The organism is Bartonella sp. ML70XJBT (genome assembly GCF_028618425.1).
In the GTDB taxonomy this organism is placed as follows: domain Bacteria; phylum Pseudomonadota; class Alphaproteobacteria; order Rhizobiales; family Rhizobiaceae; genus Bartonella.
Window position 1 is genome coordinate 50,584 of the sequence record NZ_JAQISX010000005.1, and the last position, 12,430, is coordinate 63,013.

Annotated in this window: 9 protein-coding genes and 1 other RNA gene; all 10 read right to left on the reverse strand. The window is 39.0% G+C overall.

Annotated elements, in window-relative coordinates; translation table 11 throughout:
- Positions 1–61: 61 nt before the first annotated feature.
- Complete coding sequence (gene murD, locus PVV65_RS03580) at positions 62–1,456, reverse strand: UDP-N-acetylmuramoyl-L-alanine--D-glutamate ligase (protein ID WP_273789249.1); 1,395 nt, start codon at positions 1,454–1,456, stop codon at positions 62–64.
- 4 nt (positions 1,457–1,460) lie between these two features.
- Complete coding sequence (gene mraY, locus PVV65_RS03585) at positions 1,461–2,531, reverse strand: phospho-N-acetylmuramoyl-pentapeptide-transferase (RefSeq protein ID WP_120122537.1); 1,071 nt, start codon at positions 2,529–2,531, stop codon at positions 1,461–1,463.
- Between the two features lie 21 nt (positions 2,532–2,552).
- The gene (gene murF / locus PVV65_RS03590; RefSeq protein ID WP_273789250.1) at positions 2,553–3,974 is read right to left on the reverse strand and encodes a UDP-N-acetylmuramoyl-tripeptide--D-alanyl-D-alanine ligase; all 1,422 of its coding nucleotides are present in this window, start codon (positions 3,972–3,974) and stop codon (positions 2,553–2,555) included.
- Positions 3,971–5,422, reverse strand: a complete 1,452-nt coding sequence (locus PVV65_RS03595; protein WP_273755110.1) for a UDP-N-acetylmuramoyl-L-alanyl-D-glutamate--2,6-diaminopimelate ligase — start codon at positions 5,420–5,422, stop codon at positions 3,971–3,973. Before PVV65_RS03595 ends, murF begins: the two co-directional genes overlap by 4 nt.
- A 23-nt stretch (positions 5,423–5,445) precedes the next feature.
- Complete coding sequence (locus PVV65_RS03600; protein WP_273755108.1) at positions 5,446–7,188, reverse strand: penicillin-binding protein 2; 1,743 nt, start codon at positions 7,186–7,188, stop codon at positions 5,446–5,448.
- Positions 7,185–7,592 carry a hypothetical protein gene (locus PVV65_RS03605; protein ID WP_273755106.1) on the reverse strand — a complete coding sequence of 136 codons (408 nt, stop codon included), beginning with the start codon at positions 7,590–7,592 and terminating at the stop codon, positions 7,185–7,187. Before PVV65_RS03605 ends, PVV65_RS03600 begins: the two co-directional genes overlap by 4 nt.
- Positions 7,589–8,587 (reverse strand): 16S rRNA (cytosine(1402)-N(4))-methyltransferase RsmH, encoded by a 999-nt coding sequence (gene rsmH, locus PVV65_RS03610; RefSeq protein ID WP_273789251.1) that lies wholly within the window; start codon positions 8,585–8,587, stop codon positions 7,589–7,591. The genes PVV65_RS03605 and rsmH overlap by 4 nt, the downstream gene beginning before the upstream one ends.
- A 263-nt stretch (positions 8,588–8,850) precedes the next feature.
- Positions 8,851–9,240, reverse strand: an RNA gene (gene rnpB / locus PVV65_RS03615) — RNase P RNA component class A.
- 84 nt (positions 9,241–9,324) lie between these two features.
- Complete coding sequence (locus PVV65_RS03620) at positions 9,325–9,834, reverse strand: lytic transglycosylase domain-containing protein (protein WP_273789252.1); 510 nt, start codon at positions 9,832–9,834, stop codon at positions 9,325–9,327.
- 1,264 nt (positions 9,835–11,098) lie between these two features.
- Positions 11,099–11,488, reverse strand: a complete 390-nt coding sequence (locus tag PVV65_RS03625; protein ID WP_273789253.1) for a hypothetical protein — start codon at positions 11,486–11,488, stop codon at positions 11,099–11,101.
- Positions 11,489–12,430 lie beyond the last annotated feature (942 nt).

Sequence of the window (12,430 nt, forward strand, 5' to 3'; positions counted from 1 at the left end):
TTATACAAAAAAAGATTCTGGAGTCTTAACGCAAAAATATTTTTTTATAATTGATACTTTTTTATTGTAACTGCATCACCAAAGAGACAAATGCTTCACCCCGCACCTCATAATTTTTAAATTGGTCATAACTTGCACAAGCAGGTGACAAAAGAACCACCACCTCCTTTGCCTTGCAATGCATTGCATCAATGCTCGCTTCATGCACCGCATTCTCCAAAGTTAAACTCATTGAAAAAGGAAAAGCAGAACCAATAATGCGAGCAAATTCTTCTGCCGCACTCCCAATCAAATAGGCCTTACGAATTTTAGGAAAAAAATCTCTAAGAGACTCAATTCCTCCCTTTTTTGCCTGCCCCCCAACAATCCAAAAAATATCATTAAAGGCGCAAAGTGCAGGCGCTGTTGCATCCGCATTCGTCGCCTTGCTATCATTGATAAATAAAACCGCCCCCATTTTACGCACCTGCTGCATACGATGAGGCAATCCTTTATAGCTTGCTAAATACTTGTCCATAAAAGGATCGGTTATTTTTAAAGCCTGCAACGTTGCCAAAGCCATAAGAGCATTTTGCGCATTATGACCTCCACGCAAAGAAGGCACAGAAGCAAGATCTGCAAGCATATATCGCTGTCCTTGACGAACAGAAAAGAGCTTGGTCCCCTCTGCATAAAAACCATTTTCTAGCATATGATCCTTGGAAACTGCCTCAATTTGATGCCCCTCGTAAAGCAATTGTTGATACAACATCTCACAAGCGGCATCATCAACTGAAATAAAAGCCTTAGAAGCCTGAGCAACCAAATGCCTTTTGGTTTGCACATAATGCGCAAAACTCCCATGACGATCAATATGATCAGGTGTCAAGTTTAATAAAAGCCCAATGGTTGGCTGAAGAGAGGGCGTAAGATTAATTTGAAATGATGAACATTCAATCACATAGATACGTTGTTTAACAAAAGGCTTAAGCATCAATATTGCATTTCCAATATTTCCCCCCATTTGCACATCATAACCCATTTTTTCCAACAAATGTGCAAGCAAAGCCGTTGTTGTCGACTTTCCATTCGTACCCGTAATCGCAATGAAAGGAACATCCTCATCACAAAAACCATAACGCTGTAAAAAATGATGGCGCGCACGAACAAATAATTCAATATCACCGATAATTTCTATATTCGCTTGACGTGCTTTTTTAACAACCCAATGAGGTTGAGGATAATTTAAAGGAACGCCAGGGGCGAGAATCAATGCTACAAATTCTGACCAATCTTCACTGTGGAGATCTCTTGTTGGAATATTTTGCCGAAAAGCTTCTTGCACGCTCGCAGGATTATCATCCCATGCCACCACTTCTGCACCACCACACATCAACGCTTGTGCCGTTGCTAATCCAGACTTTCCTAATCCAAACAAAGCAACTTTTTTCCCCTTATAACACGCAATAGAAATCAAAATCTCACCGCAATTTAAGTGTTGAAAGACCAATGAGAGCAAGAACAATTGAAATAATCCAAAACCGTATCACCACTTGGCTTTCAGTCCAGCCTTTTTTTTCAAAATGATGATGGATTGGTGCCATAAGAAACACGCGTTTTCTTGTCAATTTGAAATAACCAACCTGAATAACGACCGAAAAAGCTTCCACAACAAACAGTCCACCAATAAGAGCCAACACAATTTCGTGCTTTGTAGCAACCGCAACAGTCCCCAATAAACCTCCAAGAGCCAACGAACCAGTATCCCCCATAAAAATAGCAGCAGGCGGTGCATTAAACCATAAAAAGCCAAGCCCTGCCCCTACAACAGCTCCCAATAAAACAGCCAATTCACCTGTTCCCGATACATAGTGTATTTGGAGGTAATCAGCAAAATTCATATTACCACAAAGATAAGCAATCAGAGCAAAAGATAAGGCAGCAACCATCACAGGAACAATAGCAAGACCATCAAGACCATCGGTCAAATTAACCGCATTCCCTGTCGCCACAATAACAAAAGCAGAAAAAGGAATGAAAAACCAACCCAAATTGATAAGATAATCTTTTAAAAAAGGCAAAGCGAATCCAGATGAGCCAATTTGCAGGATGATAAAAGCAGCAATTGCTGCAACAACAAACTCAAGACTTAAACGTGCTTTCCCAGAAAATCCTTTGTCTGTTTGTTTTGTAACCTTAAGATAATCATCATAAAATCCAATTGCCCCAAAAGAAAGCATAACCAAGAGCGATACCCAAAAATAAATATTCGATAAATTACACCACAAAAATGCTGATACAACAATGCCGGTTAAAATCATTAATCCACCCATTGTAGGTGTTCCAGCCTTTTTAAAATGTGTTTGAGGGCCATCGGCACGAATTGGTTGCCCTTTGCCCTGCCGCAACTTAAGAGAAGCAATGATGCTAGGTCCGAACAAAAAAACAATGAGTCCAGAAGTCAGCATCGCTGCTATCGTACGAAAAGTAATGTAGCGGAAAACATTCACACCTGGAAGCCAATCACTAAACGAAGAAAAAAACAGCATCATGGGACAAAAAACCTTTTAAAACTATGAAGAAACCGCTTTATAGCGCTCAAGCAATGCCGTAACAATATTTGATGAACAAAGGCTATTGGATGATTTAATCATCAAGAGATCTCCAGGAGAAATTTCTGCCAAAAGAAGCGGTAAAATTTTCTCAATATTTTCAGCATAATGAACCTCAACATCAGCAGATAAATCACTGACTAAAGATTTCATCGCCTTACCAAATAAAAAAACGGGATTAGCTCCAGAAAGACGTATGGGCTTTATTAAATCACGATGAAGCTTTTCACTATACTCTCCTAACTCTAGCATATCCCCTAAAACAGCAATTCGCCGCCCCCCTTCCCCGACTGCTCCTGTCGCAAGAAGCTCAAGAGCCGCACGCATAGATGCGGGATTAGCATTATAGCTTTCATCAATGAGATAAAATTCACCTTCATTTGATAAAGACAACCGATAACGAACACCCCGCCCTTTTTGAGAAGAAAAATGACTCAAAGAAAACACAATAGGGTCTAAATCAACACCAATAGCATCACAAACAGCAAGAACAGCTAAACTATTTTGCACAATATGGCGTCCAGGAGCACCAATTTGGACCTCCCTATCCTGTCCTCCAATGTGCACCATCATAGAAGAATAATCGGTTAAAAGACGTATATCCCGTGCCTGATAATCAGCATTTTCAGTCTCACCAAAGCTTAAGATCTTTTTCACACCGCATTGCATTGCTTTTTGAACGAGATAAGAAAAAAAATCACTATCTGCATTTAAAATGGCAATGCCTTCCTCATTCAATCCTTCAAAAATTTCAGCTTTTGCCTCTGCTATTTCTTCAAGATCTTTAAAAAAACCCATATGTCCTGCACAAATATGCGTAATGAGAGCAACATGCGGACAAACCAGTTTAACCAGAGGACGAATTTCATCCTTATGATTCATACCAATTTCAAAGATACCATAATCACTCTCTTTAGGCATTCGCGCCAAAGTAAGTGGAACCCCCCAGCAATTATTTAAAGAAGCGAGATTGCCATGAACATTCCCAGCCATTGCAAGGACTTGTTTTAAAGCTTCTTTTGTTGTTGTTTTTCCCACCGATCCTGTTATCGCGATAATTCTAGCTCTTGAACGTTTTCGTGCGGCTTTTCCAAGTTTTTCTAGGGCTTGCAAAACATCAGGAACAACAATCAATGGAGCTGATATCTTTTCCATATCCTTCAAACGATTTTCCGCAACAATAAGAACGCCTGCACCTCGTGCATAAGCCTGCGCAGCAAAATCATGACCATCGAAATAATTCCCCTTAATGCAGAAAAAAATATCGCCTTCTACAAGAGTACGGCTATCAATGGAAACCCCAGAAAAAGTTTCCGGCACGCTTCCTATACCAATACCATCAATGGCCGCAACAAGTGCTTGTTTATCCCATAAAGCTGTCATCTCCTCTGATCCTTTAGAGCTTCTATAGTCTTCAGACGATCTGAAAAAGGATAAGTTGTCTGCCCTATAATTTGGCCATCTTCATGACCTTTTCCAGCAATGATGAGTGTATCACCAGCTTTCAAAAGCCCCACCGCATAAGAAATAGCTTCACCACGATCTGCTATCTCTATTGCTGTTGGTACCGCCTGCAAAATATCCTTGCGTATTTTTTCTGGTATTTCTGTGCGCGGATTATCATCCGTTACAATAACAATATCCGCTTTATCCGCTGCAATTTTTCCCATCAAAGCTCTTTTCCCTTGATCTCGATCTCCTCCACAACCAAAAACAACAACCAAACGCCCTTGCGTAAAGGGACGAACAGAAAGCAAAACCTGCTCCAAAGCTTCTGGTTTATGCGCATAATCAATATAGACAGGCGCATTATTTTCTTTCTTTCCAACAAGCTCCAACCGACCAGGGGCCCCCTGCAAAATTTCAAGTGCAGAAAAAACCTTATCAGGAGAAAGACCTGTTGCAATGGCTAGCCCAGCCGCCACCAGAGCATTGGTTACCTGAAAATCTCCAGCTAAAGGCAAATCAAATGTATAAATCTTGTTTTCCACACGACATTCGATACACTGTTTTGAACGTTGATGTTCAACACGATTAATCGTGATAAATTGTCCCTTACGTCCAATTGTCAAGATACGGCGGCGCGCTTGTGTAACAGCATTAATAACCTTTTGTGAATAGACATCATCAGCAAAAACCAGAGCAGGAGCATCTTCAGGCAACAGTGTATCAAACAACCTCATTTTCGCCCGCAAATAATCCTCTACACACCTGTGATAGTCCATGTGATCTCGCCCTAAATTGGTAAAGGCACCAGCCGTTAAACGGACTCCATCAAGGCGTCCTTGATCAAGTCCATGTGAAGAAGCCTCAAGAGCTGCATGAGTCACACCTTCATGAGAAATTTCATAAAGAAGACGGTGCAAGACAACCGGATCAGGTGTTGTGAGAGAACCATAATCATTCCGGTGAGGAGAAACAACACCAACCGTTCCTATACTGGCAGCACACAATCCAACATGAGTCCAAATTTGCCGAACAAAAGAGACAACAGATGTTTTACCACTTGTACCGGTCACAGCAACGACTGTTTCAGGCTGAGAGCCATAAAAACGTGCAGCCGCCAACGCGAGACTATGACGAACATTAGTAACCCGTAAAATCGGAACAGATAAATCCTCAAGAACCGCCTCGTAATCAGTAACAATTGCGCGCGCTCCCCGCTTTATCGCATCATTGATATAGTCTCTTCCATCCCCTTTCGTTCCTCGAACAGCGACAAAAACATAGCCCGGCAAAACTTGTCGAGAATCTGCACTGATCCCTGTTATTTCTATTGAAGAAAGCTTCTGATCTTCAAGACATTCTGTAAAAACTGTTCCAAACAACATAACGACACACCTTTATATTTATTTTACCGCTGTTTAACGAAACTTGAATGGCTCTTTTTACCTAAAAAAGGCTCATATTCTTTTTTGAAATCAGGTTTTATACCAAGAAAACTGGCTGAGCGACGAACAATATTCGCAAGCATTGGTCCAGCATTCATCCCTGCTGTTGCGGAATGTTTTCCCTCCTCTGGCTTAGGTTCATCAATAATTGTTAAAACAACATAAGCAGGATCATCAATCGGAAAAGCAGCCAGAAAACTATTGAAATTTTTTGTTTTAGAATATTTCCCATTTTCAACTTTCTCAGCTGTTCCTGTCTTTCCACCCACCCGATAGCCTTCTACTTTTGCATTACGTCCAGAGCCAATATCACTATTTAATTTATAAAGGTAACGCATATTTTGACTTGTTTTGGCCTTCAAAACCTGTTTTGCATGGTGCAAAGTTTGTTCTTTTGTCCGTTTTAAAAATGTCGGTGTAATCAACCAACCACCATTCATTAAAGCAGCAGCCCCAACAGCTGTTTGCAAAGGTGTTGTCGCCATACCATGCCCAAAAGAAATTGTCATAGAATGGATATCCTTCCAATGATGGGGCACAATAGGATGGGCAACTTCAGGCAACTCTGTTGTAAGACGATCCAAAAGCCCAAGTTTTTGCAAAAAACCACGATGTTTATCAATCCCTATCGCCAAAGCCTCTTTAGCAGAACCAATGTTGGAAGAATAAATAAAAACCTCCCATAACGTTAAAGGACGATTTTTTCCGTGAAAATCATGAATCGTATAGCCACTACTTGCTTTTATAGGCTTTGAAGCATCAATAACACTGTTTAAGTGAAAAATACCGGAATCAAGGGCCATGGCGGTCGTAAAACTTTTAATGATCGACCCCATTTCAAAGGTTCCAGCCGTCATCCGATTAAGACGATCACTTTTTAAAGCTTCAATAGGATTTCCAGGATCAAAATCTGGGAGTGATGCCAAAGCCAAAATTTCCCCCGTATGTATATTTAAAATAACAGCACCTGCAGCAATTGCCTTATAACGCTTCATAGCCTGAATAAGTTCATCATGAACAATTGTCTGAAGTCGCACATCAATCGAAAGCTGAACTTGTTTTAATGATTCTTCCACGGCAAGACCAGCAGCACGCAAAGCACTCAACCCCGTATCATCGATATATTTTTCCATACCTGCAATGCCCTGATTATCCACATTGACCATGCCGAGAATATGGGAAGTTATAGCTCCATCGGGATAAAAACGACGAATTTCAGTCCGAAAACCAATTCCTGGGATGCCAAGAGCCATAATTTGCGTTTTCTGCATAGGTGTTAACCCACGCTGTATCCAAGAAAAACCGGTTTTTCTTTTTAAACGTTTATAAGTTTCCTGCCAATTCAGATCCGGTAAAACTGTTGAAAGCAATTCAATTGTTTCATCTACATCAATAATACGTCGTGGCTCAGCAAAAAGTGAATAGGTTTTGATATCTGTTGCTAATAAACGACCATTACGATCAACAATATCAGGCCGTGCCGTCAATTGAAGAACGCTTGGCCCTTTTGCTTCTTCAATCTGTCCACCTTCCAACCCATAAGAAATCAGGCAAGCTCCCATGATGCCATATAAAACCAAAAAACAGAACAACGAAAAAAGCAAACGTGGACGACTAGAATACGAACGATGAATAGAAACATTAGGATGATTCAACGAATCCTTTAAGCGCTTTTTTTTCTGTGAGGATAAACAAGCCGATTTCATTGCTGTACGCCTTTTTGAACAACGCGATTGACTTGAGAAGCCCTATTATTTACTAAAATATCCTGATTATCTTCCAAGATATTTTGTTTAATTATATCTTCAATTGGATCGTGTTCTCGTACAGGAATATCTTTAAGCTCCACGATTTGATGCGGCTGTATAACCTCTAACCCAAGTTGTTTTTGATAACGTTTCGCAAGTTTTTGCATGCGTGAAGGCTTTATCATGACAGCCCACTCAGCATGAAGCAAACTCACCGTATTTTTTGCTGCAGCAATTTCATGCTCAAGATGACGAACCTCGCTCATTCGTTTTTGAACATCATATTTTATTTTATAAGTAAGACCAGCCATACAAATCATAATCATCACTAAAATCATATCAAATGTACGGAAAACTGTCATTTTTTGCCACCTTTAAAACCGGCAATCTCTGCTAAACCAAATAACTTTATATCCTCTGCAAGAGCTTCTGCATCAGTCCGCACCCCTACACGCAATCTCGCAGAACGTGAACGAGGATTTTGCTGTAATTCCTCTTTATTTGCCGTTATTCCCCCTTTAAACAAAGGGAAAAATGTTGCTGGAGAATGCTTTGTTTCAGGTAAATGGCGTGATCTCATACCTTCTCCAGAACGAGCGACAAAAAATCTTTTGACCATACGATCTTCAAGAGAATGAAAACTGACAACACCCAAACGTCCTCCAGCTTTTAAAACGCGTTCAGCAGCAAATAAACCACGCGCTAATTCACCAATTTCATCATTAACATAGATACGAAGAGCCTGAAATACACGTGTTGCAGGATGAATGCGATCTCCAGGCTTACGCCCTACCAACACCTCAATGGCATGCGCAAGATCACCTGTACGCAAAAAAGGCTGAACAACACGACGCTTTTCAATCATTCGTGCAATTCGTCCCGCATAACGCTCTTCTCCTAATATCTTAAAAATACGTGCTAAATCTCTTGCTTGTAGATGATTTACAACATCACTTGCTGTAAAACCCGTCTGAGCCATTCTCATATCTAAGGGACCATCTTTTTGGAAAGAAAAGCCTCTTTCTGCTTCATCAAGCTGCATTGAAGAAACACCAATATCCAAAATAACTGCATCCACTTTCTCTTCAACGACACGATCGAGCTGTGAAAATTCCATATGAACCAAACGAAGCCGTGGAAAAAATTCATCAACAAGAGATTGCCCCGCACCAATAGCATGAGGATCACGATCAAGAGCAATCACCTGTGCCCCTGCCTTTAACAAGGCGCGCGTATAACCACCAGCACCAAAGGTGCCATCAATCACTTTTGCTCCAACCAATGGCATAAGCCCAGCCAAAACTGGCTGCAACAACACTGGAATATGGCGTTCAGCTCTTTGATCCTGTTTTGTCAAAATAATCCGTCTTGAAGTTATGCTGTTTCAAATCAACAGCTCTCTCATAACAACCGATATAAGAATAACCCAATCCTTAACTTTCATATTAATGACTATGAATAAAAAAAGCTAAAGTTATCCCAAGACATATCCTAGTGTATTATACTTAAAGAAATGTTATAATTTTTTAAAATACTCTTTATTCAAGTACCCATTTCAAATACAGACTTCATAAAAGCCCATACGTCACTGAACGTATAAAATATCGCATATCATCACGAAACATCAGTCGGCCTATAAGCCGGGTTCTGTATAGTAAAGCTCATACTTTACATGGCAACCATTCATCTGGGACGGATGTTACCACCCGCCTCGTGCAACCTACCCGAATGACTCGCCCGGAAATCGGCTGCAATTAAATCTTGCACGTCATTTCTATTTGGTCTTGCTCCCGGTGGGGTTTACCTTGCCACATTCATTACTGAATGCGCGGTGGGCTCTTACTCCACCCTTTCACCCTTACCTATAAAAATAGGCGGTTTACTTTCTGTGGCACTTTCCCTAGGGTCACCCCCGCCGGGTGTTACCCGGCACCGTCTTTCCATGGAGCCCGGACTTTCCTCACCTGCCGCTTTTCAGCATTGGACAAGCGCGGCTGCCCAGCCGACTGACGTGTTAAATCATAAAACATTTTCTGCTCCGTGAAAATAGCCTCTTAAAAATATTTTATAGCCCCTCCCTTTCAGAAGACGTTTTTATTTTAATGAAGCTAAATACATTTTCACTTTTGCGCAATATTTTGCCGAAATGGAATTCATTTTTTTTGCAGCATGACCTGCGTTATATTTAAGGATTGTACCACACGTACTTCCACCACTGAGCTTATAGGCTCGCGCCAAATAACGCATACCATATTCAAGATTGGTCGCAGGATCGTACAAATCTTTTACAGAACCATTAAAGCCCAACCCTCGTGCTGTAGAAGGTTTTATTTGCATCAAACCTATTTCGCCCGCGGCCCCTTTTATGCTTGCCTTATAATTACTTTCAACTTTTACAACAGCATGTGCTAAATTAACGGGAACATTATGCTTCGTTGCAAGTTTCCGAATAAGAAACTCATAAGGACGCGCAGGTGTCTTAGAAGCAACAATCACTGAGCCTTCTTTTGATTCTGCAATATTTAAGGCACTATGAGTCCAGTTTATATCAAATATAAAAAATACAGCACACGCTGTATTTAACAAGATTTTTAAAAATTGCATTTTCTTTCTCTTCACAACATTCTCAAATTCTATCCGCAAATAATTTGCAAGCATATTGTACAAAAAAAGCAAGCAAAAGAACGGCTTAAAAAAGGAAATACTAAGATAATTTCAAGATAAAATTCTGTATCAAAAGAAAATCTCTTTATGCACAAATTATAGATTGGCCTATATCATAAAATAAAAAAATAAAGAAACTATAGTTAATCTTATAGCATATTCAATGAATATGATATATTCGATCCATTTCTATTATTGCTGTCGTATCACCAATTTTATAGTACAAAGATAGCAATTTAAATAGGCATAATATTTTTTACAAGCAATGATTAAATTCTTTATTGAAATTAATTCAACAAAGCAATAGAGACAAAATCATCTTTATTGAAGAGCCTCGATATCGCAAAAGTTTCACAAAAAATAAAAACCGTTATCCATGCTTCTCACGCGCCAATAAATAACCGGCAACACTTTTTATCATCAATAAACCATTAACCCAAAACCAATCTCTTACCTCAGCATCGTGCATAAAAAGCTCATAAATATACCAAAATTCTCATAATCTTTATCAATTCAAAATGTAGCAACAGCCTTTGATATTTGAGATAACTTAAAGAAGCTTTTTGCTTCTTTCTAAAAAGAGTTTTTATCCACAAATGTCCCCTTGCTTTGTGTTGTGTAAAAAACTGATCTTGATTTCTTTAACAGATTGGAAACAAGAGAATTCCACAATATTCGAGATTCAAACTTCACGTATAAAAGGAAAAATGACTATTAAAAACAATATCCTTCTTTGTTCATACAACAAAGATTAATAATTATTTTTATCTGTTTTTTAATTCTTGAAAATGCAATATCCTCAAAGCCTTTTGAAGGAAAATAGACCTCTCATCCTCATCTAAATATTTTTTACTTGATCCCAGATTATCACCTTATCAGTCTTGCACCTCATCTTTACAAATCGTACAAATGAATAAACATCTTAAAATCCGCAAGAAAAGGAAGATCAAGCCTTTTGAGAACTTTCTATTCTCTTAACTCAAACAAAAAAATAACGGACATATAAATCCGCTTAACATGCTTTATTATAATAACCCATGCCTTTGCTTTATTAGCAACAAGCGCTTTCAGATTATTTTACATTTTAGGTAATATAAATTTTGCGAATGATCTCACAAATTGACTATTTTCCATGCACTTTTCAAAACATCACAAAAAGCCCTACCCCTCAAAATCAAACCCAAAAGCGCGATAAAAAAAATAATTAAAAATAAGCATTTGCAATGGAAGGACGAGACATCGCTTTTGAGAGAGCCATAGCAACAGTTTCACCAAACTTGTGGGCCTCTTCACGACTCTGACCACTCTCCGAAGCAAATAAAACCGCATCGCGACGCACTTGCTCAATAAACAGCTCTTGCTGCTGAGGACTCATCTTAGAAAGACGCTCAATAACATCTGGAAAAGCCATCGCCCATCTCTCTAGCAATAACGCCTCTGTTACCTCAACCTGCTGAGAAGAAGAGGAGGAAGAAGAGAACAGGTAGCTAGAAAGGAGCTTATGAACCACAACACTGCGAGAAGCAAAAATAGCCGCGCCAAAAAGAAGAAATATAAATAAAATAAAAACAATACGACTGGAGGAAAATCCCATTATCTCTTACCTAAAGACCACAGAATCAAACACAGTTTCTCTTTATAGCATTCAATGATTTTTCAATAAAGAAAAACTCTCATTATTGAAAACGAACACGATAACACGAACCACTCAACGAACTCTTATCCCCCTAAAACTACATGCTACGTAATAATAAATTTGACACCTTTTAAGGCCCCTAAAAACACCTTACCAAGCCCTAAAATAATTTATAAAAAAACCTGACTGAGGAAATCCTCAGTCAGGCCAGACGATCTAGGGGATCCACGCGGGGGGGGGGGGGAGGAGGTTCCCCGATCGTCTTCTCGCATCGACCACTAAGATAGCCGATGCAATATTCTTGCTATGGAATAAAATGCTTTAAACAACAAGAAATTCTTATCATCTTCTACGCAAAAAAACAAAAAAGAATTATAAATTGTTTAAAAATGGTAGAATTTAGGCAAAAAAAATTTAAAATGACCCAATTTGAAGCAATTTTATTCTCTAAAATATTAATCAGAATCTACAACCATCATAATTTTTTATAATAATTTCTTTCACAACTTTAGTGATCATCATTAAAAAACAAGTAATCTGTATATATTCATCCTATAAAAAATAGAATCAGCAGAATTACTTGTCCAACAGCGATCACTGCAAAAGAAAAACGCCGTCTTTAAGCCTTACTACAATAACAGTAGAAACATCTGTTCAAAAGAACAGATAAATTATTTTAATAAAAACAATAAATTAGAGAGAAAAAATCTTATCTATCTTCATAAAAGTTTCTGAAAATAGCCCTTAAAAAAATACTATCAAATCTCTTGACTGCTAGCATCAATGAAGAGAATTGAAACAGCTTACAAAAAATGAGAATTCTAAAGGCATTTATTTCGAATCATGCCTCATGATCATTCTCAATAACAATAAACTACCTTACAATAGCCAACCACCCCC